The sequence below is a fragment of the Pseudomonas sp. S31 genome, from assembly GCF_016648105.1.
GTDB lineage: Bacteria > Pseudomonadota > Gammaproteobacteria > Pseudomonadales > Pseudomonadaceae > Aquipseudomonas.
In genome coordinates this window covers 1-25,477 of record NZ_JACVVE010000046.1, presented here as the reverse complement: position 1 = coordinate 25,477, position 25,477 = coordinate 1, and the positions used below count along the sequence as shown (strand labels likewise).

The window sequence follows — 25,477 nt, the reverse complement described above, 5'->3', positions numbered from 1 at the left end:
TCATTTCCTCCACAGGCGATCGAGGCCGATGAATCGGTGGTAGAGCCAGAACAGCGCGACGGTGATGACCAGCAGGATGACCGACATGGCCGAGGCCGCGCCGAAGTCGAGGACCTGCTCGATCTGGTCACCGATCACCCCCGAGATCATCTGTTGGTTGGGGCTGCCAAGCAGCACCGGCATGACGTAGAAACCCAGGCAGGTGATGAACACCAGGGTGCAGCCGTTGACCACGCCGGGCAGGCTCAGTGGCAGGTAGACCGTGGTGAATGCGCGCAGAGGATGAGCCCCCAGGCTCTGCGCGGCACGCACGTAGCGCGCGTCGATGCGTTTCATCACGGCGTACATGGCCATCACCATGAATGGCACCATGGCGTGGGTCATGGCCACGGTGGCGCTGAACGAGGTGAACAGCATCTTCGGTGGGGGCGTCCAGCCGATTGTCGCCAGCAGCTGGCTCAGCGGGCCCTGGCGGCCGAAGATGACCATCCAGGCGTAGGTGCGCACCAGGAAGCTGGTCCAGAAGCTCAGGGCGATGATCGCCAGCAGCACGCCGCCCAGGCGCCGGGCCGGGCCTGCCGCGAGGTAGGCCAGCGGGTAGCCGAGCAGCACGCTGCACAGGGTGACGATGGCGGCGGTCTTGAAGGTTTCCAGCAACACCCCGAAGAAATGCCTGGAACTCAACAGATAGGTGAAGTTCCCCAGGCCAGCCTTGGGTTCGGTAACGCTCATGACCAGCACGTAGCCCAGCGGCACGATGAAGAACGCCAGCAGGAACAGTGCGGCGGGTAGATAAAGAGGCGCGGGGCCCTTGGCCAGTGCAGTGCCCAGGCGGTACCAGAGGTTGCCGTTGGGTGCTGCAGGTTTGGCGAGCGTGGTGTCTCGCTGCAAGCTCGTAGCGTCGTTCATGTTGTTATCCCGTACAGCAAATGGGTAGGCGCGCGGCGTGGCCGAGGCTGGCCGCGCTGCCCGGGTCGTTCACTCAGCTGCTGATCCAGCGATCGAAGCGCGTCGCGATTTCGTCGAGTTGCGGCAACAGCTTGACGCCGTCCAGGACCACGGCCTTTTCCATGCGCTCGGGGCTGGTCGGTGTGATGGCCGCGGTCTTGGCGTCGATGTGCGCGAAGGCTTTCGGATTCAGCGGGCCGGAGGCGTCGACCGCGCAGAACCGCGCCATGCCCTCGGCGTTGTTGGCGATCGACTCGATCAGGCGCCAGGCATTGCGCGCACGTGGCGTGCCCTTGGCCACCACCCAGCAGCTCTTGTCGATCAGTGCCTGGTTCCAGACCACTTGCACTGGGTCCGGCGAGGTCTGCTGCACGTTGGTGGCGTAGTCGTTCCAGATACCGATCATGTCGACCTCGGCGTCACGCAGCAGCTGTTGCGACTGCGGGCCCTGGGTCCACCAGACGCGAATGGCCGGCTTGATCCGCTCCAGCGCGGCGAAGGCACGGTCCAGGTCGTAGGGGAACAGCTGGTCGGGCGGCACGCCATCGGCGAGCAAGGCAAACGCCAGTACCCGCACGGGGTAGCGCTGCAGGCTGCGGCTACCGGGAAAGCGCTCCAGGTCCCAGAAGTCCTTCCAGCTGTTCGGCTGGCCGTTGGGGAAGCTGTTCTGGTGGTAGGCGATGACGTTGGCGAAGGCGTGGGTGGCCACGCCGTTGGCGTACAGGGCGCCGGGCCACAGGGTGCTTTCGTCGATGTTGCCGGCCGCCGGCTCGATGAGGTTCGCGGCATTGGCCCTGGCGATTTCCGCCAGGCCCAGGGTGGTCACGTCGAACTCGTAGACGCCGGTGCGGGCCTGGGTAGCCAGCTTGGCGAAGGAAATCGGCGAGACGGTGCGGATCTGGATGCCGGTCTCCTGGGTGAACGGGTCGAAGAGGAATTCCTTCGCGGCCTTTTCCCAGTTGCCGCCCCAGGTGTTGACGTACAGGACGTCATCGGCGGCGTTCGCCTGGCGCATGAACGCCGGCATGCTCGCCAACGCGGTACCGGCCAGCGTCGCGCCGATGAAACTACGGCGCGACAGCTCGAACGGGCTTTTACTCGAATCACGATCACTCATGGTTGTTTTCCTTATTTAGGAAGCGTCGTGGCAGATTGGAAAGCGGCCCTGTCAGCCAAACACTTCCTGATAAAGGCGAAGCCAGTTGCCACCGAGGATCTTGTCGGCCTCTTGGGCATTGAACCCTGCACGCTGCAGGCCATCGGCGACCACGTTCAGCTGGCCGGCCTTGAGCAGCCACTCGGGCTTGCGGGCAGGGCCCGGGCTTGCGGCGGAGCCGGCCCCGTACTGCACGGTGCGGGTCCAGCGGCCTTTGCGCATCCAGTCGTAGTCACGCGGCTGCATGTTGTGGCTGTAGTCGGTGCCGATGCCGACATGGTCGATGCCGATCAGGTCCACGGTGCGGGCGACCATCTCGCACCAGCCATCGACCGTGGCACAGGCGCTTTCGGGGGTGATGTTGCGGTAGGCGACACAGCCGATCACGCCGCCGTTGGCGCGCAATGCATGCAGTACCTGGTCACTCTTGTTGCGCTTGTGGGCGAACAGCGAGGCGGCGTTGGCGTGGGTGATGGCCACAGGCTTCTGTGACCACTCGATGGCTTCAAGGGTGGTGCGATCGCCCACGTGGGACAGGTCGACGACCATGCCGACGCGGTTCATCTCGCGGATCACCTCGCGACCGAAGCGGGCCAGGCCACTGTCGACTTCTTCGTAGCAACTGCTGCCCAGCTCGTTCTGGTTGTTGTAGGTCAGTTGCACCACGCGCACGCCGAGGTCGGCGAACAGTTCGACGAAAGCAATACGGTTGTCGAACAGGTTGCTGTTCTGGTAGCCCAGCACCACGGCGATGCGGCCGCTGCGCTCGGCCTCGCGGATGTCTTCGGCGCTGCGAGCGATCAACATCAGGTCGGCGCACTCGCGCGCCATGTGGCGCCAGTGGCCGATGGCGTCAAGTGACTCGATGGCACCTTCCCAGAAGCCCAGCGTCGGGGTGACGCAGGTATAGCCGCCGGCCTGGAGCTCTTCGAACACTTGACGATCAAAATGGCCGCACTGCAAGGCATCGATAAGCATGAGGTTGTTCCTCTTTTTTGATTATGGGGTGGGGGCGGTGGTGCCGGATTCGATGCCGGCCATGAGCAGCGACAGGTCGGTCTCGTCTTCGTCGGGCCGGCCGACCAGGCGGCCGTCGGCGTCGACCATGATCGAGCCGGCATGCCGGCGCGATTCGAAGGAGTCCGGGGCCAGCGCTTCGTTGGCGTGGTGGAACAGTTGCCACCACAACGTTGCGTCGACGCTCAGGCCTTCCAGGCGCAGGCGATCGAGCCAGGCAGGAGCCGGCGATACCCGGTTGCTGGCGGTCAGCGACAGGCCTTCGGCATGGGGCTCCAGGTGGATGCTCAGGCCATAGCGTTCGGCCAGTGCCACGATCACCTGCAGCTCCCGCGGCTCCAGGACATCGACGACCAGCAGCTGGGCCTGGCCATCGCGCTTGAAGTCGTCCGCCAGGACATCGAGCGCCGTGTCGGCGACCCGCCAGGCATGCTGACCGGCGCAATCGAGGCGCTTCACCGCACCGTCATGGGTCAGCGCGAGGGCTCGTGCAGCGGACGACTCGAGCAGTTTCAGGTGGCGCTGCAGTTCGCCAAAGCCACCCAGGCCCAGGGCGGCGGAGTACAGGGCGCAATCGCGCAACGCCGGCACCATGCCGGGCTCCATGCGGATGACCTGCATCAGGCGCTCGAACACCAGGCGGCATTCGCGAAGGCTCACCTGCAGGGTGCAGGGGGTAGGGGACAAGCTCATAGGGCGGGCTCCGAGGGGTAGAACCAGTGTTGGCTGGCGTTGCCGCTGGCCAGGTCTTCAGGTAGCGGAGCGCCATGGAACAGCACGCCGCGTAGGTTGCGGTTGAGGTAGTCGCGGGTCTTGTCGATGCCGTGTACGCCGACATTCAGCAGACGCGTGATGTGAGCAGGGATGAACGCCTCGCTCATGATGTCGGCATGTGGCGAATGGTAGGGGGTGCCGGCAAGCGCCTGGACGCGAGTCACGATGGCCCGGTGCTGCGGGTGCGCCAGCAGGAAGCGTGCGGTGCTGAGGTCCGCCGGCTGGGCCGCCAGGTCGGTGTCCAGGTCGATGATCAGCTTGGGCATGTCCAGGCCGAGCTTGACCACGTCGCCCAGGGCATCCTTCGGGCCGCGGCGGGGTTCTTCGGCGGTGGCCGACTTGTACCAGACATAGCGGCGCTGGCTGTCATCGAGGTCGATGTCGAAGGCCCAGGCATATTCGCTGCGCAGCAAGTCGCGCAAGCGGCCTAGCGGCATTTGAGGCGTGCCTACCAGTTCTTCGTCGAGGATCAGGTTGCGGCAGAGGCGGTCGGCGATAGCCGGCACCAGTTCGATCAACAGGCTGTGCAGGGTCTCCAGCACTTCGTCATGGACACGCCCCTCCAGCGAACGACACAGCTCGGCGAACGGCAGTTCGCTGCAGGCCAGGTTGGCCTGCAGGCGCTGCTGCAGACGTTCGGCTTCGGCGCGCACTGTGCGCAACTCCTCGGCCACGGCGGCGCTGCTGACGAACGACTCGTAGACCCCTCGGTCTTCCTCGCGGAAGCGAATGGCCCGGTCGAGCAACTGCAGCAGGGTAGGGCACTGGGCGAGGGCGGCGGCAGGTTCGAGTGCCTTGGCGTTGGCCAGGGCCTCCTCGCGGATCCACAGCCAGCGCTCGATCAGGCGCGGATGGTTGTTGACGAACAGCATCAAGCCCAATGCCGAACCGTTGCCCACGCCGAGGAAACGGCGCAATTCAGGCGCCATCGCGCAGGCATTCGGCGAGGCCAGGCGGGCCAGGTGCTGCACCAGGTCCTGGGCGTACACGCGCATCATGTAGGCGCAGAGCATCTGCGACGCCAGCGACCAGCGCAGCGGGTGGTCGGCCTCGTAGGCCAGGAAGCTCTTGGTGCCGAAGGTGCCGTTGCCATCGAGGCCAGTGTTGCGCATCAGGTAGCAGGTTTCGGCCAGCACCCCGACATCCGGCTGGCGACCTGCGGCCAAGGCTTGCACAGCTTGGTCGAAGAAGCGTGCACTGCGGTTGGAGCGGCACCAGATCAGGGTGTTGGGGGTGGCGCGGCCTTCATAGAGCTTGGGCAGTTCCTCGCCGGTCTTGCGCAGGTCGGCCTCGCTGATCTCGCCTTCCACCAACGCTCCGAGCATGTCCCAGGTCCGGCCGATGATGCGGCCGGTACGGCCATGGGCCGAAGGCTCGAAGGCGAAGACCGGGAAGGAAAACTTCCAGCTGCCGATCTCGATCAGGTAGTTGGCCACGCCCTTGCCCTTGGCATCAATGTCGAAGCGGGTGCACGTGATCTTCCAGCGCTGTTCGATGGCTTGCGCCATCAGTGCGTGGGAGGCACTGATGCGCGACGGCTGGATCACCGCCAGGCGCTCGGGCTTCATCAGCTCGGCGGGCGAGCGCATGAGCCTGGCCAGGCGATGGGCAGGCGACTCGGTTTGGTAGTTAGGTACGGCGGTCATGCTTGGGCTCCACGCAGGCGCGCGTTAACGACATCCGCGGCGGCGGAGGCGATAGCAGCGCATTTATCAAGATCGAAGCCGGCTTCGGGGCCGGAAATCGCCAGGGCGGCGATGCAATGGTCATGGTTGTCGAAGATCGGTACGGCAACCGCCGAGACCGCGCGTGGGCCGCTCATGCCTGAGACCGCGTAGCCTTGCTGGCGATAGGTTTCGAGCAGTGCCGGGTCGGGCAGGGCAACGCCATCGGCCTGCAACTGGGCCAGGACTTCCGGGCGGGCGTGGGCCGCGAGGATCCGCCCCATGGCGGTGCGATCGAGGTTCAGGCGAGCGCCAACGCGCAGGTCGGCGCGCAGGATGCCCTTGGATTCGACGCGGCGCAGGATGACTGCCTCGTGGCCTTCGAGGATGGCCAGGGAAGCGGTCTCGAGGCTTTCGGTGACCATGTCCTGCAGCACATCGGCGACGCGCTCGCCCAGGTTGCCTTGCTCCATGGCCATGCTGGCGTAGCGGACGATGCGCAGGGTCAGGCGGTAGCTGCCTTCTTCGGTTTGTTCGATCCAGCCGCCATCGGCCAGGGTGATCAGGCGTTGGTGGGTGGCCGCGCGTGCTTCCTGCAGGGCCTTGGCGACTTCCGTGAGGCGCACCGGGCGCGGCGACGAGGCCACGTAGTCGAGCACCGCGAGGGTCTTGGTGACGGAGGAGAGGGTGCGAACAGCCATTTTTTTATTGTCCTTGTTGTATTCTATTAGAATACGTGGTATTCATATGCAATATTATTGATACTACCCTTGATGCATGTCAATGCCTCAGGGGTTTTCTCGTGGGTGAAATATCTGCAGGCGGGGGCATTCGGGCTTCGGGGTTCAGCCCAGGCCGGGTGCTATCCTGGCGGCTGTCTCCCTGCCGGATAGCACCATGCAACCTCTCGATCACCTGTCTCTGCACCTGTTCGTCGTGGTCTGCGAGGCGGGCACCATTTCCGCTGCCAGCGAACGGGCGTTCATGGCGCCATCGGCGATCAGCAAGCGTATTTCCGACATCGAGGCACGTTTCGGCACGGCCCTGCTCAAACGCAGCAAGCGCGGGGTGGAGCCGACACCGGCCGGCTTGGCCCTGTTACGTCATGCACGGGGCCTGACGCGGGCGATGGAGCGCCTGGAAAGCGAGCTGGGTGAGTTCGCCGAAGGTGCACGCGGGCATGTCCGCGTGCTGGCGAACATCTCGTCGATCATGGAGTTCCTGCCGGAGGAGCTGTCGGCGTTCATGCTGGAGAACCCGCTGATCCAGGCTGATATCGAAGAGCGCTTCAGCCCCGACGTGGTCCGCGGCGTGGCCGAAGGCAGCGCCGACCTGGGGATCTGCCGCAAGTCCATGGCGGTCGGCGACCTGGAGTTCGTGCCCTACCGGCAGGATCACCTGGCCGTGGTGGTCAAGGCCGATCACCCGCTGGCAGGCTGTGACAGCATCGCCTTCGCCCAGACCCTGGAGTACGAGCACCTGGGGTTGTCGGCCTTCGCCACTCTCAACAACTTCATGCGCCAGAGCGCCGAGGCCGCAGGCAAGGCGCTGCACTTTCGTTCCTACGTGTCGTCGTTCGACGCGGCCTTTCGCCTGGTCCAGTTCGGCCTCGGCCTGGCGGTGTTCCCGCAGGAGGCGGTGGTGCGCTACGCGCAGTTGTTCGACCTGCGGGTGATTCCCTTGACCGACGACTGGGCGCTGGGTGAGTTCGTCATCTGCATGCGCGACCGGCATGCCTTGAGCCTGTCGGCGCGGCGCTTGCTGGACCATCTGCTCAGGCGTGCGCCCGCTTGGCAGGCCCCGGCTTGAACCCTTCGCGATCCATCGTGGTTGGCGATGGATCAGCCCGCGAAACACGTCTTTTCTGGCCCTCTCACAGCTCATAGTCTGGCGCCATGCTTCAAGCCAGAGAGAGCCCGATGACCACGATAACAATCAATGAAGTCGGCATGCGCGATGGTCTGCAGAGCCTGCAGACCGTGATGCCAACCGCCGCCAAGCAGCGCTGGATCGACAATGCCTATGCCGCAGGCGTGCGCCACATGGAAGTCGCGTCCTTCGTGCCGGCCCGGCTGCTGCCACAGATGGCCGACGCCCGCCAGGTGGTCGCCCACGCCCTGAGCTATCCCGATTTGGTGGTGACCGTGCTCGCCCCCAACCTGCGCGGCGCCCAGGATGCGCTGGAGTCCGGCGCCCAGCGCATCGTCGCCCCGGTATCGGTGAGCACCGCCCACAGCCTGGCCAACGTGCGGCGCACGCCACAGGAGATGGTCGAGGAGCTTGGGCGCATGTGCCAACTGCGCAGCGAGTTGGGCCGTCACGAGGTGCAGGTGATCGCCGGCATGTCGGTGGCTTTCGGTTGCACGCGCCAGGGTGAAGTGCCCCTGGGCGACCTGTGCGCACTCACCGGTCAAGTGCTGGAGGCGGGTTGCGACCTGGTGTCGCTGGGCGATACCACCGGCTACGCCAACCCCGCTCAGGTCGCCACGGTGATCCAGGCCGTGCGTGCCATTGCCGGCGAGCGCCTGCGTGCCGCGCACTTCCACGACACCCGTGGCCTGGCGCTGGCCAACAGCCTGGTCGCGGTGCAGCAGGGCATTCGCGAGCTGGACGCCTCGCTGGCCGGCCTCGGCGGCTGCCCGTTCGCCCCCGGCGCCTCGGGCAACACGGTGACCGAGGACCTGGTGTTCATGCTCCAGGCCATGGGGTATCGGACTGGTATCGACTTGCCTGCCTTGATCGCCTCACGCCAGCTGCTGCGTGACGCCTTGCCCACTGAACCCCTCTACGGCGCCATCGCCCGCGCTGGCCTGCCGCTCAACTTCCAAGGAATCGCATGATGTCCAGACTGCCTCTGGACGGCATTCGTGTCGTCGAAATCTCGCACATGGTCATGGGCCCCACCTGCGGCATGATCCTCGGTGACCTGGGGGCCGAGGTGATCAAGATCGAACCGACCCGCGGCGACGGTACCCGTCGCCTGCTGGGCGCCGGTGCCGGGTTCTTCCGCACCTTCAACCGCAACAAGCAGTGCATCGCCGTCGATGTCGAGACGCCCCAGGGCCGCGCCGCCGTGTTGGAGCTGATCGATACCGCCGATGTGTTCATCGAGAACTTCAAGCCTGGGCGAATGCACAAGCTGGGCCTGGACTACACCGCATTGCGCCAGCGCAACCCGAAGCTGATCTATGCCTCGCACAAGGGGTTTCTCAGTGGCCCGTACGACAACCGCCTGGCCTTGGACGAGGTGGTGCAGATGATGGCCGGGCTGGCCTACATGACGGGGCCGGTGGGGCGGCCACTGCGCGCCGGCAGTTCGGTCAACGACATCATGGGCGGCATGTTCGGCGCCATCGGTGTGCTGGCCGCACTCAACGAGCGCCATACCAGCGGTGTCGGCCGCGAAGTGCAGAGCGCGCTGTACGAAAACTGCGTGCTGCTGGCCGCCCAGCACATGCAGCAATACGTGGTCACGGGGGAAGCGGCGGCCCCCATGCCCAATCGGATCAGCGCCTGGTCGGTCTACGACGTGTTCACCTTCAAGGGCGGCGAGCAGATGTTCGTCGCCGCCACCGGCGAGGGCCAGTGGCAGGCCCTGTGTCAGCTGCTGGGCCAGGGCGCCTTGCTCGACGATCCGACGTTGGCCAGCAACAACGACCGGGTGCTTCAACGACCCCGCCTGCTCGCGCACCTGGCCGAGGTGTTCGCCACGCTCGATGCCCAGCAACTGGCGCTGCAACTGGAAGCCAACGGCATTCCGTTCGCACCGATCCGCCGCCCGGAAGAATTGTTCGACGACCCGCACCTGCGCGACAGCGGCGGCATGGCCGAGCTGCGCCTGGAAGATGGCAGCAGCACCCCCATGCCGTTGCTGCCGCTGTCGCTGGACGGCCAGCGCCTGCAGCCGCGTCAGCCGATTGCCCGGATCGGCGAGCACACCCGCAAGGTGATGCGCGAGCTTGGCTACAGCGATGAACACATCGCCGAACTGTGCGCCGCCGGCGTGCTCAAGACCGATGACCTGCCTCAAGGAGCGTGCTGAATGGCGATCTATCGATACGACGCGGCCACGCCGGATATCCATGGCGAGACCTTCGTCGCCGAGCAGGCCACGGTGATCGGCGCGGTCACCCTGGAGCAGGGTGTCAGCGTATGGCCGCAGGCGGTGCTGCGCGGCGACAACGAACCGATCCACATCGGCCAGCACAGCAACGTGCAGGAAGGTGCGGTGCTGCATGCCGATCCAGGCTTTCCCCTGACCGTGGGCGCCAACGTGACCATCGGCCACCAGGCGATGCTGCATGGCTGCAGCATTGGTGAGGGCTCGTTGGTCGGCATCCAGGCGGTGGTGCTCAATGGTGCGGTGATCGGCCGCAACTGCCTGGTCGGCGCCGGGGCGATCGTCACCGAAGGCAAGGTGTTCCCGGACAATTCGTTGATCCTCGGCGCGCCGGCCAAGGTCGTGCGCGAGCTGGCCCCCGCGGCGATCGCCAACCTGCACGCCAATACCGCCGAATACGTGCGTAAAGGCCAAGCCTGCAAGGACAAGCTCGTGCGCATTGGCTGATAGGTTCGACGTGGCGTCCCGAGCGGGGCGCCACCACTCTCCAATAATTACAAGAATGGAGATTCATCATGGTTGCCTTGACTGGTGAACTGGCGCGCGAACGCGCCGATAGTCACATCGATGAACTGCTGCTGTACCGTCGCGTGGCCTGGCGCATCATGCCGCTGGCCATCGTCTGCTTCCTGTTTTCCTATTTCGATCGCATCAACATCAGTTTCGCCAAGTCGCAGATGCAGGCCGAGCTCGGCCTGAGCGATGCCGCCTACGGCTTGGCTGCGAGCATGTTCTTCATCGGCTACGTCCTGTTCGAGGTGCCGAGCAGCCTGGGCCTCAAGCGCTACGGCGCGCCGGCCTGGATCTGCCGGATCATGGTGTCCTGGGGCCTGGCCACGGCGGCGCTGGTGTTTGCCTATACCCAGTACACCTTGTACTTCCTGCGTTTTCTGATCGGGGTGATGGAAGCCGGCTTCGGCCCGGCGATCCTGTTCTACCTGGCGTGCTGGTTCCCAAGAAAGCACCTGGCGAAAATGAACGGCCTGTGGTTCCTCGCCGTGCCCCTGGCCGTGCCCCTGGCCGGGGCGGTGGGCGGGCCGGCGGCCGGCTTCCTGCTGGGCACCATGGACGGCGTGCTCGGCCTGGCCGGTTGGCACTGGCTGTTCCTGATGTCGGGCCTGCCGTGCGTGGTGCTCGGCGTGTTGGTGCTGTTCAAGCTCGACCGTGACATCGAGTCGGCCAGATGGTTGAGCCGCCAGGAAAAGGACCGCCTGCTGGAGAATCTGGCCCACGACCGCAAGACCGAAAGACCGGTGCTGGGGTCGGTCTGGCGGGTACTGCTGACCCGTGAGGTGGCGATCATGGCCTTCATCTACTACGTGGTGAAAACCGCGTCCTATGGCCTGAATTTCTGGATGCCGCACCTGATCAAGTCGTCGGGCGTGCAGGACATGCTCTGGGTCGGCCTGCTCTCGGCACTGCCGTATGCCGTGGCCTGCCTGGGCATGGTGGCGATCACCCGGCGCTCCGATCGCACCGGGGAACGCAAGCGCTACCTGGTGTACTGCCTGCTGGCCTCGGCGCTCGGCTACCTGCTGGCCTGCCTGTACGCGGACTCGTCCTGGGCGATGATGGCCGCGCTGGTGCTGGCCACGGCAGGTACCTTCATCGCCATCCCGATCTTCTGGACCATCCCGCAGTCGACCTTCTCGGGCCTTGCCATCGCCACCGGTACCGCCGCGATCAACTCGGTGGGGCAGTTGAGTGGCATCGTCGCCCCGGTGATGGTCGGCAAGATCAACGACCTCAGCGGCAGCAGCTACATGGGCATGCTGTCGATCGCCCCGCTGATTCTCATCGCCTGTGTGGTGGTGATGCGCTACCTCAGGAACCCGAGAAGCTGAGCCGACCGGCACAACCGCGCTTCCCAACAAGAACAACAAGGGCGACCCATGCACAACTTCCCACTGTGGCGAGCATCGCTGATGCTCGCAGTGTTTTCCTGCGTGTGTCAGTCGGCCCAGGCGGCCTTCGTCGACGACGGCAAGGCCAGCCTGGAGCTGCGCAACTTCTACTTCGACCGCGACTTCCATGGCGCTGCCGCCACCCAGAGCCGACGTGGCGAGTGGGCCCAGGGCTTCATGCTCAAATGGCAGTCCGGTTACACCGATGGCGTGCTTGGCGTCGGCCTGGATGCGGTAGGCATGCTCGGCATCAAGCTCGATTCGTCGCCCGAGCGTAGCGGCACTGGGCTGTTGCCCCGGGGCAGCGACAAACGGGCGGTGGATGACTATGGCAAAGCGGTCGCCACGTTCAAGGCCAGGCTCTGGCAGACCGAGCTGAGGGTCGGCGGGCTCAGCCCTCAGCTGCCCTTGCTGGCGGCCAATTACAGTCGCTTGTTCCCGCAGTGGTTCAACGGCGCGCAACTGGTCAGCAAGGACGTGGACGACCTGACCCTGACCCTGTTGCACGCGGACGCGACCAAGCTGCGCGACTCCACCGACTTCGAGGACCTGACTGCCATGGCGCAGCAGGGTGCCTATCCGGCAACGGTGACCAGCGATCACCTCTACTATGCGGGCGCGGACTACCAGGTGCGCAAGAACCTCACTGTGAGCCTGCACACCAGCCAGCTCGAGGACCTGTTCCGGCGCGATTTCGTCGGTTTCAAATACAAGGTCGGCCTGGGGCCTGGCGAAGCCTTCAGCGAATGGCGCTGGTTCAATGCCAGGGAGCAGGGCAGGGCGCTGCTGGGCGAGGTCGACAACCGCACCCTGAGCACCAACTTCGGCTACAGCCTGGGCGGGCACAGTTTCAGCGGCGGCTACCAGAAGGTCCGGGGCGACACCGCCTACGCCTACGTCGGCGGCACCGATACCTACCTGTTCAGCGAGCAGCAGGTGAGCACCTTCGCCCTGGCCAACGAGCGGGCCTGGATGCTGCGCTATGACTACAACTTCGCCGCGCTGGGGCTGCCGGGGCTGACCTTCAATGTGCGCTATGTGAAGGGCGACCAAGTGGATCCGCAGCGAATCGCCACGGCCAAAGGCCGGGCGTTGGCAGCGCGGGATGGAGAGGGTGAGGAGTGGGAGCGCACCACCGACGTCACCTATGTCGTGCAGTCGGGGGCGTTCAAGAATGTGTCGCTGCGCTGGCGCAATGCGAGCATGCGCTCGAACTTTGCCGATGCGGCGGATGAGAATCGGGTGATTGTCGGGTATGTGTTCGAGTTCTGACGGCTCTGCCGCCTAGGCCATGAGGATCGCCGCCAGCTCCAGCGCGCACAAGCCGGTCACGCACACGGCCAGCAGCAGGTTGGTGCGCACGCTGGCGGGCAGCGCCTGGGCGTTCAGCCCGGAGGCTGCCAGTTGGTAGCGCTTCTTCAGCCCCGACCAGGCCACCAGTGCGCTGAGCATGCAGGCCAGCGCCGGCAAGACAGCCAGCCAGTGATGATGCGGCACCCAGCGCAGGAAGAAGCAGCTGCAGACGATCATCGCGAGGATCGTCCGGCGCCAGGCCAGCAACGTTCGCTCTGGCTGCAAGCCGTCGTCGACCGGGCTAGGCACTGAAGAACACCGCATAGGCGAACACCACCATCACCAGCGACACGCCGATCGACAGCGCCGGCGCGATCAGCGGGAAGGGCAGCGGCCGTTTCTGGCGCATCGCCCGTTCCACGTTCAGCCAACGCACGAACGCCGGCAGGCTCAGCAGCAACGCCAACAGAATCAGCGCCACGGCCAGCAGACGGCGAGTCCCGGAGGAAAAGATCTCGGCGGTGAACATGTCGACGGCGATGCCACTGGCGAGCAAGGCCAGGGCGGTGCGGATCCAGGCGAGGAAGGTGCGCTCGTTGGCCAGGGTGAAGCGCGGGTCCGGCTCCTGGCCCTCGGCGAGGAGCTTGCTGGCGAGCCAGCCGCGGGATCGGTCGTCGGGTGAAGCCATCGAGCAGTCTCCTAGTTGTCAGGTCGTACCGCGGGGAACAGGAACGTCGCAAGGCACCAGGTGCCCGCCTGCCAGTGTTATCCGGAAGGGCCATCCATGTCCACGGTCCAGCGAACCAGCATGACTGCATACAGCTTCCAAGTGGCCCGGCATCCTGGCTAGAACTTCACGGTGTAATCGATGTTCACCCGGGTCTCGTTGTCGTCCCTGAAGGTAGCCCCAGGGTCGAGGTCGTTGCGGTAGAAGGCGTGGCGAAGGCGAAACGCCAGGTCCTTGGCCGGGCCGGACTGCACGACATAGGAAAGCTCCAGGTCCTTCGACGGCTCCGTCAGGTCGCTGCCGCCCAGGTGCGGCAGGTCGATGTGGCTACCCCTGAGGTAGCGGACCATGCCCACCAGGCCGGGAACCCCCATGGTCGCGAAGTTGTAGTCGTAGCGAACCAGCAAGGTTCGCTCCTTGGGGTTGACGAAGTCGGCGCTCATGGTCCCATCGCTGAGCACCGCCGGTTCGCCGCCTGCGAGGTAGGCGAAGGCGGTGTCTGCGCTCTGGTGCATGTAGCCGAGGCCGAAACTGTGCCCGCCGGTGAGGTAGGTGAAGGTGAGGCCGGCATTGAGGTTATCCACCTTTCCGGCCTCCGCCCGGCCGCTGTCGCGGCTGGCGAAAACCCTCAGTTCCGTCTTCAGCTTCCCCGGGCCCAAGGGCATGACGTGCAGGCCGCCAAGGAAGTCCTGGGTGTAGATGTTCTGCAGCTCGGCATGGTAATAGCGCGCGGTCAGATTGTCGGAGATCCGATAGTCGGCACCCACGTAATCGAAGCGGTCCGAGAACACCCCGGCCTTGAAACGACCGTTCGGCGAAGCCATGGCGATCAGCTGGTCGTTGGTCGAGTCGCGCAGGTTGACCCGGTCCATCCGGCCCGCTTGCAGGGTCAGGTCGTCGATTTCGGCGCTGCTGAGCGACACCCCCCTGAAGCTCTGCGGCAACAGCCGCGCCGGGCTGGCCGTGATGACCGGCAGCATCGGGAACTGGGTGCCGAGCGACAGGTTGGTTTTCGAGAGCCTGGCCTTCAGCGCCACACCAAGTTCGGAGTATTCGTCCTTGGCCCTGCGCGTCTGCGGGTCGACGGGCAACAACTGGGTGCCTGAGCGCTGGGGCGATGAGTCGAGCTTGACGCCGAGCATCCCGGTGAAATCGACACCCAGCCCGAGGGTGCCTTCGGTGTAGCCGGAATGGGCCCTGAAGATGAACCCCTGGGCCCACTCACGCGCGGCGGAGACCGCAGATGAGCCCTTGTAGTCGCGGTCGAGGTAATAGTTTCGAGTGGTCAGCGAGACACTGCTGTCCCCGAGGAGCTCTGCCGCCGCATGGGTGCTCAGGCAAAGCGAGGGTGTGCCCAGCGCCAACAGGCGCAGGCAATCGGCAAGACGTCGCATCGGATTTACCTTCTTGTTTTGATTGTCTGGTATTTCAGAGGCTGGTGGCAGCGGCAACGGGCCGAGGGGCGCCGACCCGCAACAGCGCGACAGCGATGCAAGCGAGCACGAAGGCCATGGCGAACAGCAGGTACAGGTCGGAGGGCGCCCATCGGGCGTCGATCAACCGCCCGGCTACCAGCGGCGACAGGATCGCCCCGGCCCGGCCAATGCCGATGCCCCAGCCCAGGCCAGTGACCCGCTGGCTTGCGTCGTAGATCGACGGGGTCAGCGCATAGAGGCCCGCCACGCAGCCATTGACGAAGATGCCGATGACGACCACCAGGGCAAAGGCCAGTTGCAGCTGGTGGGTGAACTTCACGAACACCGCAAGCAACAGCGCGTTGGCCAGCAGGTAGACCATCAGCACCCTGGACAACCGGAAGCGTGCGGCAAGCAACCCCACCAGGGCCGTGCCGAAGATGCCGCCGACATTGAGCAGCACGCCGCCGGTGATGCCTTGCTCGTTGGACAGTCCCGCCGCCACGAGCAACCGTGGGGTCCAGCTCATCACGAAGTAGAAGCCGAACATCACCAGGAAGAACGACGCCCAGATCAACAAAGTCGAGCGCAGCAGGCGCGGGGAAAACAGCTCGGTGAAGGATGCCCGCAGCGAAGGGCGTGTGACCTGGGTGGCCTGGGGCAGTTCGGCAATTGCCGCCAGCCCGACCTTGGCCAACAGCCGGTTGATCCGTTGCAGTGCTCCCGGCGATTTGCTCGAGGCCAGGAACGCCAAGGACTCCGGGAGCCACAGCAACAGCACCGGCAGCGTTGCCAGGGTCACCAGGCCGCCATAGAGGAACACCGAGCGCCAGCCCAGCGCGGGGATCATTTTCGCGGCAATCAACCCGCCGATCGTCGCGCCCAGGGCGTAGGCCGTCGATTGCAGGCTGATCGCCAGGCCGCGCCAGCGCTTGTTGGCGTATTCACCAGCGATCACGTAGCTGCTGGCCAGGATGCCGCCGATGCCCAGGCCGGTCAGCAGGCGCAGGCCCGCGAGCATCTCTGCTGAGGTAGCCTGCGACGAGGCGACCATGCCAGCGCCGGCCACGCCGACGCATCCCAGGATCAATGGCCGACGCCCAAAGCGGTCGGCCCAAGGCGCGATGAACAGCGAGCCGATGGCCATGCCGACCAGGCCGGCGCTCAGCAGATACCCCAGGCGCAGGCCATTGAGCGACCAGTCGGCGGCAACCGATGAAGCCGTGAACGCCATCACCAGGACGTCGAAGCCGTCCAGCATGTTGATCACGAAACACAGCGCAATGACGCCCCACTGGAAGGCGGACATGGCTTTTTCGTCGAGCTGTTGCGCGATTGGTCTAGTCATGGCGCAAGGCCTCGCACTTTGGCAGGTAAGGGCAGAGGTCGGGCGAGCGGGCAGGCACGGCTACCCAGTCTGGGAGAGTACGTTGGGGATGCATGGCGATACCTTTCTTGTTGTTGTAGCCAGTTGGCGTTGCATAGCGCGAAGCGCGCACTCAGGTATCCGGCGGTCCAGATACCTTGATGGGGCGATGATCCGGTCTTGAAGGGCGCTCAGCGCCCGGCGTTGCGCAGCCGCTCGATGATCCTGCGGGCGCGGTTGGCACCGACATCGACATGGATGTCGATCATCGGCCCGTTGCCGAGTTTGCACATGTTCTTGTACTGGGCCTCGATCACCACCTTGTCTTCATCGAAGGTCATCACGGTCTGCTCGACCACTTTCGCCTTGATCGCTTGGTGATTGCTCTGCGGGTTGGTGGCGATGGTCCAGAAGTAGTGGCTGGTGGTTTCGGTTTCCGGTGTGACGCCATGGAAGCCGCGCATGTGGAAACCGCCGCGGGCCGGGTCGTCCAAGGACTCGGTACCGGCGTCGGTGGCGCCGGTCCAGATACGCAGGTGGCTGACATGGAATTCGATTTCCTGCCAACGGTCGACGGTGTCCTTGAACGGGTAGGCGGCGAGGTAGGTGGGTGGAGGGACGGAGCCAGGCATGTGGCGGACCACCCGGACCACGTCGCCCTCGCTCTCGACCGTCATCCTGGCGTTCATGTGGATGCTGGCGTTGCCGCCGATCGTGCGCAGGTGCACATAGCCCAGGTGGCTCAGGTCCATGAGGTTGTCGTGGATGAGCTGGTAGGGCGCGTCGTAGTGATAGACGCTGCCATCGAACAGGTACTGACCGTTGCTGTGCACCGCATAGGCTGGAGGCTCGCAGAGCGGGGCCGGGTGCTCGGGGCTGCCGAACCAGATCCAGACGATTTGGTCCTTCTCGACGACATGGAAAGCCGCGACCTTGGCTTTGCCAGGGATCTTGTCCTGCCCGGGGATCTCCACGCATTTGCCCGCTTCATCGAACAGCAAACCATGGTAGCCGCAGCGCAGGCCGCCGGCTTCCAGGGTGCCATTGGACAGCGGCAGGGCGCGGTGGCAGCAACGATCTTCCAGGGCGGCAACCTTGCCGTTGGCCGTGCGGAACAGTACGACCGAGTGGTTCAACAAGGTGCGGCCGATGGGTTGGTCGGTCAGCTCCCAGGCCAGGGCCGCGACGTACCATTGGTCGAGAGGGAAGGTGGAGGGTTGGGCTGGGGCAATGTCTTGGGCCAGCGACTGGGCAGGCGAGGCAGTCATGGTCATCTCCGTCAGGCAGTGGATGTTGTTGTTCGATATCAGAGGTCGAGCACCAGACGGGGCGTCTTCGACCTGGAGCAGCAAGGAGTGAAGCGGTCATTGCGGGCGTGTTCGTCGGCGCTCATGAACTGGTCGCGGTGCTCGGGAATGCCTTCCAGCACCCCGGTCATGCAGGTGCCGCAGACACCTTGCTCACAGGAGGTCTCGAGGTAGATGCCGGCGTCGTCGAGTACCTCGAAGACGCTGCGGTCGGCGGGAATCGTGAACGTCTTGCCGCTGCTGGCGAGCACGACCTCGAACGCACTGTCCAGGTCGGGGTCGGCAGCTGGCGCGGCGAAAAACTCCCGGTGCAGGCGTGCCTGTGGCCAGCCGGCGGCATCGCCGGCAGTCAGCACATGGTTCATGAAGCCCGCCGGGCCGCAGACGTAAAGGTGGGTGCCGGCATCGGCGCTGGCCAGCAAGGCGTGGATGTCGAGCTTCTGGCCCTGAGCGCCGCTGTCGTCGTGAAGCCTGATGCGCTCGGCGAATGGCGCAGCGGCGAGTGCCTGGAGGAAGGCGGCGCGGTCGCTTGAGCGGAAGCAGTAGTGAAGTTCGAAATCGGCGCCCTGGTGGCAAAGCGTGTGGGCCATCGACAGCATCGGCGTGATGCCGATGCCGCCGGCGAACAGCAGGTGACGTGTTGCGCCAGGTTGCAGGCCGAACAGGTTACGCGGTGCGCCGATGGTCAGCGTCTGGCCTTGCTCGACGTCTGTGTGCATGGCTTGCGAGCCGCCCCGGGAGCCGGGTTCCTGCAACACGCCGATCAGGTAGCGGTCGCGGTCCTGGGGATCGTTGCACAGCGAGTACTGGCGGATGAGCCCACCGGGAACATGCACATCGATGTGCGCACCTGCTTCGAACGCTGGCAGCAGGCCGCCTGCCACGGGGCACAGTTCGAAGCTGCAGACGCCTTCTGCTTCCTGTGTCTTGCGGCTGACGTTGACTTGGAGCATGACTTGTCCCTCCACACTGAAGTGGCGATTGAAAAAATGCAGGTGAGATGGGGGGTGGTGAGCAGGTCAGCCCGGGGCGGGCGGTGCCAGCGCGGGTTTACGGCTGGGTACGCAGGGGGCGAGCCGGTCGCGAAGGGTCATGGCATTACCTGATAGTTGTTATTGTGAGGTACGGCTACGGCATATCATGCTGGGCTGGCCCCAGCTATCGGTTGAGTAGATCCTCTGATCAATTGGTTGTGGTGTCAACTAATTTTTCCCGACCCCGATTGGAGGTGTGCACCTGATGTCCACGGAACCCCAGCTAGACCTAGCTCGCTACGTGCCGGCACTGCTGAATTTTCTGTCGAACAAACTCTCGTCCGGGGCATCGCAGTGCTATCGCAAGCACTTCGACATTGGCGTGGTGGAGTGGCGAATGCTGTCCATGCTGGCGGTGGAAGACGGCATTACGGCCAATCGCATCTGCCAGGTGATCGGCCTCGACAAGGCCGCGGTGAGCCGTTCGTTGCGGGCGTTGGAAGAGGCGGGGCGGGTGCATATGGCAGCCGACCCTGCCGATGGCCGGCGCCAGACCGTGTCGTTGAGCGAAAGCGGCAGGACGTTGCACGGCCGGGTGCTGAAGGTGGCGCTGGAACGCGAACGCCGATTGCTCAGCGGCCTTGCTCCAGAGGAGGTCGACACCCTGATCGACCTGCTCGGGCGGCTAAATGCCCAGGTCGCCAACGTCAATCGCTACGACCCGGACAATCCCTAGGCATTCGAACCGCTTGCTGTCTCAGGCCGTGAGCTCTTCCCTGCGGTAGGCGTAGGTCTCGGCGAAACGCGACAGCATGTAGGCGCTGCACGAGACCGGTGGGTACTTCGCCGGGTTGTCGTCGCCGGAGCAGTTGGGCAGGCAACTGATCTCGGTGTCGGGGTGCGGTTCGGCGAAGAACGGCATCGAGTAGCGGTCGACCCCCAGCGGGCTGATCACCCGGTGCGGCGTGGACTTGTAGCGATCATTGCTCCAGCGCGCCATCATGTCGCCGATGTTCACCACATAGGTACCCTCGATGGGCGGCGCGTCGATCCAATCGCCGTCCACGCTGCGCACCTGCAAACCGCCCGCGTCGTCCTGGTAGAGCAAGGTCACGCAGCCATAGTCGGTGTGCGCGCCGGCCCCTTGCTGGTCGGCGCTGCTGGCGCTCTGGCGTGGCGGGTAGTGGATCATGCGGAACACGCTGATCGGTTCGGCGAAGCGCTGGTCGAAGAAGTCCTCCTCGATGCCCAGCGCCTCGGCCATCGCCCGCAGCAGGGTCAGCGACAGCGCATGCATGTCCTGGTAGTGCTGTTGCAGCAGCGCCTCCCAGCCGGGGATGGCGGGGTGGCGATTGGGACCGCGCAGCGGTTTTGCCGCGAGCACGTCAGGATGCTCGGCGCTCATGTGCAAGCCCATGTCGAAGGTTTCCTTGAGGTCGCTTGGCCGGCTGGGGTCGAGCTGCTCGGTGGCGATGGCGCCGTACCCGCGATGGTGCGCACTCTGGGTGATGTCGATGCGCAGTTTTTCTGCCGCCGGGCGGGCGAAAAAGTCCTGGGCCAGCGCTTGCAGCTGGGCGATGCGCGTGGCCGGGATCGGGTGCCCCTTGATGTAGTAGAAGCCCCATTGCCGGCAGGCGGCGTCGATCTGCTGCGCCACGGCATGGCGGGCGGCAGGGTCGTCCTGGTAGAGCGGGGCGATGTCGATGATCGGCAAGCTGTTCATGTCGGGCTCCGGGTCACTTCGGCAGTTGTGCGGTGATGCCTTTGACGTAGTAGTTCATGCCCGCCAGCTCGGCATTGCTGGCTACCGCACCGGCAGCGATGCGCACCGCGCCGCTCTGGTCGAGGATGGGGCCAGTGAACGGGTGGAAGGTGCCGTCCTTGATGCTGGCGATGATCTGCTCGGCGCCGCTTTTCACCTCGGCCGGGACCAGGTCGCTGATCGGCAGCTCGATGGTGCCTTCAGCAAGGCCACCCCAGTAGTCCTGGGACTTCCAGGTGCCGTCCATGACCGCCTGGGTGCTCTTGATGTAGTGCGGCCCCCAGTTGTTGACGATCGAGGTCAGCACCGCTTTGGGGCCGAAGTGGGCCATGTCCGAGGCGTAGCCCACCGCGTAGATGCCACGCCGCTCGGCGGTCTGGATCGGGGCCGGGCTGTCGGTGTGCTGGAACAGTACGTCGACGCCCTGGTCGATCAGGGCATTGGCGGCGTCGGCTTCCTTGCCTGGATCGAACCAGGAGTTGACCCACACCACCTTGATCTCGGTGCCGGGGTTGTACTTGTCCAGGGCCAGCTGGATGGCGTTGATGTCGCGCAGCACTTCCGGGATCGGGAAGGAGGCGACATAGCCGATCTTCTTGCTCTTGGTCATCTTCGCCGCCAGGTAGCCGCCGACGTAGCGACCTTCATAGGAGGTTGCCAGGTAGGTGGCCAGGTTCTTGTCCTGCTTGTAGCCGGTGGCGTGCTCGAAGGTGACCTTGGGGAACTGCTTGGCGACCTTGGCGGTGGGGTTCATGTAGCCGAACGAGGTGGCGAACACCAGGTCGTAGCCGCCCTTGGCCATGTTGCGCAGTACCCGTTCGGCATCGGCGCCTTCCGGCACGTTCTCGACGAAGCTGGTCTGCACCTTGTCACCGAACTGCTTGATCAGGGCCTGGCGACCCTGCTCGTGCTGGTAGGTCCAGCCGTGGTCGCCGATCGGGCCGATATAGACGAAACCGACTTTCAGCGGGTCGGCGGCGGAGGCGGACAGCGCGCTGGTGAGGCCGATGGCGGCGGCCAGGGTGCGCAGCAGGTTCTTGCTTTTCTGTGGGTGCATTCGGGTGGAGCTCCTGTAGGTCTTTTGTTCTAGTGGTGTTGGTTTCATCGATTGATTCGAGGTCGTCAGCGCCCGGCCTTCCACGGCTGGCCGAGCGACACGGGGGCATACAGGCGGGTCTTGATCGCATCGCGCGACAGCACCACCAGCACCAGGATCGTCGCCACGTAGGGCAGCATCGCCAGCAGGTTGGCCGGGAAACTCACGCCGATGCCCTGGGCGACCAGGTGGAGAATGCTTGCCAGGCCGAACAGGTACGCGCCGAGCAGTACGCGGAACACCCGCCAACTGGCGAACACCACCAGCGCCAGGGCGATCCAGCCGCGCCCTGCAGTCATGTTCTCTGCCCACATTGGCGTGTAGGCCAGCGACAGGTAGCCGCCCGCAAGCCCGGCCATGGCGCCGCCGTACAGCACCGCCAGGGTGCGCACGCGCAGAACCGGCAGGCCCATGGCGCTGGCGGCGTCGGGGTTTTCGCCGACGGCCTGCAGCACCAGGCCGATGCGGCTTTTCAGCAGCACCCAGGCAATCAGCGCGAACAGGGCGAACGACAGGTAGACCAGCACGTCCTGGTTGAACAGCATGTGGCCGAAGATCGGCAAGTCGGCCAGCAGCGGGAGGGCCACCGGCTCGAAGCCGGTCAGCGGCTTGCCGACCCAGGCCGCGCCGACGAAGGACGACAGGCCCACGCCGAAGATGGTCAGGGCAAGGCCCGTGGCGACCTGATTGGCCTGGCAACCGAGCGCCACCAGGGCGAACAGCGCCGACAGCAGCATGCCGGCCAGGCACGCCATCAGCACGCCGAGCCACAGGTTGCCGGTGGCGAAGGCGGCGATGAAGCCGACCACCGCACCGAACAGCATCATGCCTTCCTGGCCGAGGTTGAGTACCCCGCTCTTTTCGCACACCAGTTCACCCAGGGCGACCAACAGCAGCGGGGTGCCACAGCGGACCATGGCGTAGAGGATGTTGCCCAGCAGATCGAGATCCATAGTCGAAGCCTCAGCCTGCGCACGGTCGGCGGCAGGCAATCGAAAAAGTCGTGGGGTTCAGGCGCTGGCGGTTTCCGCCAAGGGGGCTCGGCGCCACCCCTGCAGTTTCAGGCGCGGCCGGTAGAGGATCAGCACGTCGCAGGCAAGCAGGTAGAACAGCATCATTCCCTGGAACAGGCCGGTAAGTGACTGCGGCAGGTTGAGTGTCATCTGCGCGTTCTCGCCGCCCAGGTAGAGCAGCGCCATCAACAGGCCGGCAACCAGGATGCCAAGCGGGTTCAGGCGCCCGAGAAAGGCCACGGTGATCGCCGCATAGCCATAGCCGGGCGACACCTGCGGCACCAACTGGCCAATCGGCCCGCTCACTTCACAGACTCCGGCCAGGCCTGCCAGGCCACCGCTGATGAGCAGCGCCAGCCACACCAGACGCTTCTCGCGAAAGCCAACGAAGCCTGCGGCGCGCGCGTCGAGCCCGAGTACCTTGATCTGGAACCCGAGAAAGCTCTTGTGCAGCAGCACCCAGGCCGCAACCAGGGCCAGCAGCACGAAGTACAGGCCGACATGCAACCGGCCATCCTCGAACAATGCCGGCAAGCGACTGGCATCGCCGAACATCGCCGACTGCGGGAAGCTGAAGCCGTCCGGGTCCTTGAGCGGGCCATGCACGAAGTACAGCAGCAGGTTCAGGGCGATGTAGTTGAGCATGATGGTGGTGAGGATTTCATTGGCATTGAAGTGCGTGCGCAGCCAGGCCGCGAGCGCCCCCCAGAGGGCCCCGGCGAGGGTGCCGGCGGCCAGCACCCAGAGCAGCGCCCAGCGGCTTTCCCAGTCGATGATCTGGATCGCCAGCGCACTGCCGGCCAGGGCGCCGATCAGCAGTTGACCCTCGGCACCGATGTTCCAGATGCGTGCCCGATAGGCCACGGCCAGGCCAAGGGCACAGAGCAGGATCGGCAAGGCCTTGAGCAGCAGTTCGCAGAGGCCGTAGAAATCGCTGATCGGCTCGATCAGCAAGGTATGGAAGGTCAGCAGCGGGTCATGCCCCAAGGCGCTGAACAGCAACGCCCCGCTGGCCAGGGTCAGGAGGCCGGCGAGCAGCGGCGACAGCAACAACATGGCGCGCGATTGCTGGGTACGGGGTTCCAGGGATAGCAACATGGCAGGCTCTCGTCAGGCGGCGTCTTGCGGGGCTTCGAATTGGCCGGCCATCCAGCTGCCGACCTCCACGGTGTGGGTCTGGGCGGTGGCCTTGAGCGGCGACAGGCGCCCGCTGCACAGGGCACCGATGCGATCGCTGATCTGGAACAGCTCATCGAGGTCTTCGGATATCACCAGGATGGCGGCGCCGGCATCGCGCAGGGCGATCAGGGCGCGGTGGATCGCTGCGGCGGCGCCGACGTCGACGCCCCAGGTCGGGTGGGCGGCGACCAGCAGCTTGGGCTTCTGCAGGATCTCGCGGCCGAGGATGAACTTCTGCAGGTTGCCACCGGACAGGCTGCGCGCCGTGGCCTGGGCGTCAGGGGTCTTCACCGCGAAACGTTGGATGATCTGCTCGGCCAGCGCCTGCACCTTGCCTGAGCGGATCAGCCCGCGGCTGACCAGGCCTTGCTGGAAGGCGGTGAGCAGGGCGTTGTCGGCCAGGCTCATGTCCGGTACGGCGCCATGGCCCAGACGCTCGGCCGGGACGAACGCCAGGCCCAGGGCGCGCCGGGCGTCGGGGTGCAGGTGGGCCATGGGCTGGGTGTCCAGGGTGATGCGCTCGCGCTCGCTGGCGGGCAGGCGCGTCTCGCCGCTGAGCAGCGCCAGCAGTTCGTCCTGGCCATTGCCAGCGACCCCGGCGATGCCGACGATCTCGCCGCTGCGCACTTCCAGGCGCAGGTGCTCGAACGAGCTGCCGAACGGGTCCTTGTTGCGCCAGCTCAGGTCATCCACGCGCAGGCGCGGCAGGCCACCGGCGCTTTTCGCATAGCTGGCCTCCAGCCCCTCGGCGTCGCCGACCATCAGCCGCGCCAGTTCCAGGTCGCTGCAACGCGCCGGCACGCAGTGGCCAGCGACGCGTCCGCCGCGCAGCACGGTGGCGCTGTGGCAGAGGGCGCGCACTTCGTTGAGTTTGTGGCTGATGAACAGGATGCTGCAGCCTTCGGCGGCCAGGGCGCGCAGGGTGACGAACAGCTCGTCGACTTCCTGCGGGGTCAGCACCGAGGTTGGCTCGTCGAGGATCAGCAGCTTGATGTCCTGCATCAGGCAGCGGACGATTTCCACCCGCTGGCGCTCGCCGATCGACAGGCGGTGCACCAGGCGCTCGGGCTCCAGGGCCATGCCGTAGCGCTGCGACACCTCGCGAATGCGCGGCGCCAACTGCCTGGGCGTACCCGCCTCGCGGCCCAGGGCCAGGGCGATGTTCTCTGCCACGCTCAGGGTCTCGAACAGGGAAAAGTGCTGGAACACCATGCCGATCCCCAGGCCACGCGCCTGGGCGGGGTCGCGCACCTGCACCGTGTGGCCCTCCCACAGCACCTGGCCGGCGTCCGGCGCGGTGACGCCATAGATGACCTTCATCAGGGTGCTCTTGCCGGCGCCGTTTTCGCCGAGCAAGGCATGGATTTCACCGGCTGCGATGCGCAGGTCGATGCGGTCGTTGGCCAACGTGCCTGGGTAGCGCTTGGTGATGGCACGCAGTTCGAGGCGCAGGGGTGTGGAAGAATCGGACATGATGCTGCTCGGCTCAGTGGTGTGAGCAGCTTCAAAGCAAAAACATGGCCAAGTGGTCAGCTTATTCTGCTGGGGCTCGTGGTTAAGGGGGTTGGCCGGTGGGAAACGATACGTAGGCGCGTGCGAAAACGAGCTGATGTGAGTGGTTTTGGGGCGGGGGATGGCCAAAGTGGTGCGGGGGGGTGAAGGTGTTCGCTTAGGATTTGCGGTGGCGCGGATATCGAGCGCCGCCTGCGCGGCGCTTCGCGGTGTTCGACTCAAGGGGTGCACTGCCTCTGATTTCGCGCGC

Annotated in this window: 24 protein-coding genes; 7 read left to right on the top strand and 17 right to left on the bottom strand. The window is 65.3% G+C overall.

Going from position 1 to position 25,477, the window contains the following annotated elements:
* The 6 genes from IAE37_RS24650 to IAE37_RS24625 form a co-directional block, all read right to left on the bottom strand.
* Positions 1-909, bottom strand: a complete 909-nt coding sequence (locus IAE37_RS24650) for an ABC transporter permease (protein ID WP_201177875.1) — start codon at positions 907-909, stop codon at positions 1-3.
* Positions 910-982: 73 nt separating this feature from the next.
* Positions 983-2,065, bottom strand: a complete 1,083-nt coding sequence (locus IAE37_RS24645; RefSeq protein ID WP_201177873.1) for an extracellular solute-binding protein — start codon at positions 2,063-2,065, stop codon at positions 983-985.
* Between the two features lie 51 nt (positions 2,066-2,116).
* Complete coding sequence (locus IAE37_RS24640) at positions 2,117-3,082, bottom strand: membrane dipeptidase (RefSeq protein WP_201177871.1); 966 nt, start codon at positions 3,080-3,082, stop codon at positions 2,117-2,119.
* Between the two features lie 21 nt (positions 3,083-3,103).
* On the bottom strand, positions 3,104-3,814 hold the full coding sequence (locus tag IAE37_RS24635; RefSeq protein ID WP_201177869.1) for a hypothetical protein: 711 nt from the start codon (positions 3,812-3,814) through the stop codon (positions 3,104-3,106).
* Positions 3,811-5,541, bottom strand: coding sequence for a hypothetical protein (locus tag IAE37_RS24630; protein ID WP_201177867.1), 1,731 nt, complete (start codon positions 5,539-5,541; stop codon positions 3,811-3,813). Before IAE37_RS24630 ends, IAE37_RS24635 begins: the two co-directional genes overlap by 4 nt.
* Positions 5,538-6,260 (bottom strand): IclR family transcriptional regulator, encoded by a 723-nt coding sequence (locus IAE37_RS24625; RefSeq protein WP_201177865.1) that lies wholly within the window; start codon positions 6,258-6,260, stop codon positions 5,538-5,540. Before IAE37_RS24625 ends, IAE37_RS24630 begins: the two co-directional genes overlap by 4 nt.
* 196 nt (positions 6,261-6,456) lie before the next feature.
* Between IAE37_RS24625 and IAE37_RS24620 the strand changes: the two genes are divergently transcribed.
* The 6 genes from IAE37_RS24620 (at position 6,457) to IAE37_RS24595 (ending at position 12,855) form a co-directional block, all read left to right on the top strand.
* Positions 6,457-7,368, top strand: coding sequence for a LysR family transcriptional regulator (locus tag IAE37_RS24620; RefSeq protein ID WP_201177863.1), 912 nt, complete (start codon positions 6,457-6,459; stop codon positions 7,366-7,368).
* Between the two features lie 110 nt (positions 7,369-7,478).
* On the top strand, positions 7,479-8,399 hold the full coding sequence (locus IAE37_RS24615) for a hydroxymethylglutaryl-CoA lyase (RefSeq protein ID WP_201177862.1): 921 nt from the start codon (positions 7,479-7,481) through the stop codon (positions 8,397-8,399).
* Positions 8,399-9,601, top strand: coding sequence for a CaiB/BaiF CoA transferase family protein (locus IAE37_RS24610; protein WP_201177860.1), 1,203 nt, complete (start codon positions 8,399-8,401; stop codon positions 9,599-9,601). Before IAE37_RS24615 ends, IAE37_RS24610 begins: the two co-directional genes overlap by 1 nt.
* The gene (locus IAE37_RS24605) at positions 9,602-10,126 is read left to right on the top strand and encodes a gamma carbonic anhydrase family protein (RefSeq protein ID WP_201177858.1); all 525 of its coding nucleotides are present in this window, start codon (positions 9,602-9,604) and stop codon (positions 10,124-10,126) included.
* A gap of 68 nt (positions 10,127-10,194) precedes the next feature.
* Positions 10,195-11,523, top strand: a complete 1,329-nt coding sequence (locus IAE37_RS24600) for an MFS transporter (protein ID WP_201177856.1) — start codon at positions 10,195-10,197, stop codon at positions 11,521-11,523.
* A 48-nt stretch (positions 11,524-11,571) separates the two neighbouring features.
* Entirely contained in the window at positions 11,572-12,855 is a 1,284-nt protein-coding gene (locus IAE37_RS24595; protein ID WP_201177854.1) for an OprD family porin, read from the top strand.
* 12 nt (positions 12,856-12,867) lie between these two features.
* Here the strand turns inward: IAE37_RS24595 and IAE37_RS24590 are convergent, their stop codons facing one another.
* The 6 genes from IAE37_RS24590 to IAE37_RS24565 all read right to left on the bottom strand — a co-directional run bounded on the left by IAE37_RS24590 (position 12,868) and on the right by IAE37_RS24565 (position 18,644).
* Positions 12,868-13,185, bottom strand: a complete 318-nt coding sequence (locus tag IAE37_RS24590) for a DUF202 domain-containing protein (protein ID WP_201177852.1) — start codon at positions 13,183-13,185, stop codon at positions 12,868-12,870.
* Positions 13,178-13,564 (bottom strand): YidH family protein, encoded by a 387-nt coding sequence (locus IAE37_RS24585; RefSeq protein ID WP_201177850.1) that lies wholly within the window; start codon positions 13,562-13,564, stop codon positions 13,178-13,180. The genes IAE37_RS24590 and IAE37_RS24585 overlap by 8 nt, the downstream gene beginning before the upstream one ends.
* Positions 13,565-13,722: 158 nt before the next feature.
* Positions 13,723-14,997, bottom strand: a complete 1,275-nt coding sequence (locus IAE37_RS24580) for an OprD family porin (RefSeq protein ID WP_201177848.1) — start codon at positions 14,995-14,997, stop codon at positions 13,723-13,725.
* Positions 14,998-15,031: 34 nt separating this feature from the next.
* Positions 15,032-16,366 carry an MFS transporter gene (locus IAE37_RS24575; protein ID WP_201177846.1) on the bottom strand — a complete coding sequence of 445 codons (1,335 nt, stop codon included), beginning with the start codon at positions 16,364-16,366 and terminating at the stop codon, positions 15,032-15,034.
* 209 nt (positions 16,367-16,575) lie between these two features.
* A complete protein-coding gene (locus IAE37_RS24570) occupies positions 16,576-17,652 on the bottom strand; it encodes an aromatic ring-hydroxylating dioxygenase subunit alpha (RefSeq protein WP_201177844.1) in 1,077 nt (358 codons plus the stop codon).
* 38 nt (positions 17,653-17,690) lie between these two features.
* A complete protein-coding gene (locus IAE37_RS24565) occupies positions 17,691-18,644 on the bottom strand; it encodes a PDR/VanB family oxidoreductase (protein ID WP_201177843.1) in 954 nt (317 codons plus the stop codon).
* Between the two features lie 286 nt (positions 18,645-18,930).
* Between IAE37_RS24565 and IAE37_RS24560 the strand changes: the two genes are divergently transcribed.
* Positions 18,931-19,401, top strand: coding sequence for a MarR family winged helix-turn-helix transcriptional regulator (locus IAE37_RS24560; protein ID WP_201177841.1), 471 nt, complete (start codon positions 18,931-18,933; stop codon positions 19,399-19,401).
* 21 nt (positions 19,402-19,422) lie between these two features.
* Here IAE37_RS24560 and IAE37_RS24555 read toward each other — a convergent pair whose 3' ends face one another.
* From IAE37_RS24555 to IAE37_RS24535, 5 genes are all read right to left on the bottom strand, one after another.
* Positions 19,423-20,388, bottom strand: a complete 966-nt coding sequence (locus tag IAE37_RS24555; protein ID WP_201177839.1) for an isopenicillin N synthase family dioxygenase — start codon at positions 20,386-20,388, stop codon at positions 19,423-19,425.
* A 13-nt stretch (positions 20,389-20,401) separates the two neighbouring features.
* Positions 20,402-21,484, bottom strand: a complete 1,083-nt coding sequence (locus IAE37_RS24550) for a BMP family ABC transporter substrate-binding protein (protein WP_201177837.1) — start codon at positions 21,482-21,484, stop codon at positions 20,402-20,404.
* A gap of 65 nt (positions 21,485-21,549) precedes the next feature.
* Positions 21,550-22,476 carry an ABC transporter permease gene (locus IAE37_RS24545; protein WP_201177835.1) on the bottom strand — a complete coding sequence of 309 codons (927 nt, stop codon included), beginning with the start codon at positions 22,474-22,476 and terminating at the stop codon, positions 21,550-21,552.
* Positions 22,477-22,533: 57 nt separating this feature from the next.
* On the bottom strand, positions 22,534-23,634 hold the full coding sequence (locus IAE37_RS24540; protein ID WP_201177833.1) for an ABC transporter permease: 1,101 nt from the start codon (positions 23,632-23,634) through the stop codon (positions 22,534-22,536).
* A gap of 12 nt (positions 23,635-23,646) precedes the next feature.
* Positions 23,647-25,188 (bottom strand): ABC transporter ATP-binding protein, encoded by a 1,542-nt coding sequence (locus IAE37_RS24535; protein WP_201177831.1) that lies wholly within the window; start codon positions 25,186-25,188, stop codon positions 23,647-23,649.
* Between the last annotated feature and the right edge of the window lie 289 nt (positions 25,189-25,477).

Excerpts from the sequence above, each read along its gene's own strand:
- IAE37_RS24560 (WP_201177841.1), top strand. The coding sequence starts at position 18,931 with ATGTCCACGGAACCCCAGCTAGACCTAGCTCGCTACGTGCCGGCACTG.
- IAE37_RS24645 (WP_201177873.1), bottom strand. The coding sequence starts at position 2,065 with ATGAGTGATCGTGATTCGAGTAAAAGCCCGTTCGAGCTGTCGCGCCGT.
- IAE37_RS24600 (WP_201177856.1), top strand. The coding sequence starts at position 10,195 with ATGGTTGCCTTGACTGGTGAACTGGCGCGCGAACGCGCCGATAGTCAC.
- IAE37_RS24540 (WP_201177833.1), bottom strand. The coding sequence starts at position 23,634 with ATGTTGCTATCCCTGGAACCCCGTACCCAGCAATCGCGCGCCATGTTG.
- IAE37_RS24585 (WP_201177850.1), bottom strand. The coding sequence starts at position 13,564 with ATGGCTTCACCCGACGACCGATCCCGCGGCTGGCTCGCCAGCAAGCTC.
- IAE37_RS24535 (WP_201177831.1), bottom strand. The coding sequence starts at position 25,188 with ATGTCCGATTCTTCCACACCCCTGCGCCTCGAACTGCGTGCCATCACC.
- IAE37_RS24630 (WP_201177867.1), bottom strand. The coding sequence starts at position 5,541 with ATGACCGCCGTACCTAACTACCAAACCGAGTCGCCTGCCCATCGCCTG.
- IAE37_RS24605 (WP_201177858.1), top strand. The coding sequence starts at position 9,602 with ATGGCGATCTATCGATACGACGCGGCCACGCCGGATATCCATGGCGAG.
- IAE37_RS24575 (WP_201177846.1), bottom strand. The coding sequence starts at position 16,366 with ATGACTAGACCAATCGCGCAACAGCTCGACGAAAAAGCCATGTCCGCC.
- IAE37_RS24615 (WP_201177862.1), top strand. The coding sequence starts at position 7,479 with ATGACCACGATAACAATCAATGAAGTCGGCATGCGCGATGGTCTGCAG.
- IAE37_RS24565 (WP_201177843.1), bottom strand. The coding sequence starts at position 18,644 with ATGCTCCAAGTCAACGTCAGCCGCAAGACACAGGAAGCAGAAGGCGTC.
- IAE37_RS24570 (WP_201177844.1), bottom strand. The coding sequence starts at position 17,652 with ATGACTGCCTCGCCTGCCCAGTCGCTGGCCCAAGACATTGCCCCAGCC.
- IAE37_RS24555 (WP_201177839.1), bottom strand. The coding sequence starts at position 20,388 with ATGAACAGCTTGCCGATCATCGACATCGCCCCGCTCTACCAGGACGAC.
- IAE37_RS24650 (WP_201177875.1), bottom strand. The coding sequence starts at position 909 with ATGAACGACGCTACGAGCTTGCAGCGAGACACCACGCTCGCCAAACCT.
- IAE37_RS24635 (WP_201177869.1), bottom strand. The coding sequence starts at position 3,814 with ATGAGCTTGTCCCCTACCCCCTGCACCCTGCAGGTGAGCCTTCGCGAA.
- IAE37_RS24580 (WP_201177848.1), bottom strand. The coding sequence starts at position 14,997 with ATGCGACGTCTTGCCGATTGCCTGCGCCTGTTGGCGCTGGGCACACCC.
- IAE37_RS24610 (WP_201177860.1), top strand. The coding sequence starts at position 8,399 with ATGTCCAGACTGCCTCTGGACGGCATTCGTGTCGTCGAAATCTCGCAC.
- IAE37_RS24625 (WP_201177865.1), bottom strand. The coding sequence starts at position 6,260 with ATGGCTGTTCGCACCCTCTCCTCCGTCACCAAGACCCTCGCGGTGCTC.
- IAE37_RS24595 (WP_201177854.1), top strand. The coding sequence starts at position 11,572 with ATGCACAACTTCCCACTGTGGCGAGCATCGCTGATGCTCGCAGTGTTT.
- IAE37_RS24550 (WP_201177837.1), bottom strand. The coding sequence starts at position 21,484 with ATGCACCCACAGAAAAGCAAGAACCTGCTGCGCACCCTGGCCGCCGCC.
- IAE37_RS24640 (WP_201177871.1), bottom strand. The coding sequence starts at position 3,082 with ATGCTTATCGATGCCTTGCAGTGCGGCCATTTTGATCGTCAAGTGTTC.
- IAE37_RS24545 (WP_201177835.1), bottom strand. The coding sequence starts at position 22,476 with ATGGATCTCGATCTGCTGGGCAACATCCTCTACGCCATGGTCCGCTGT.
- IAE37_RS24620 (WP_201177863.1), top strand. The coding sequence starts at position 6,457 with ATGCAACCTCTCGATCACCTGTCTCTGCACCTGTTCGTCGTGGTCTGC.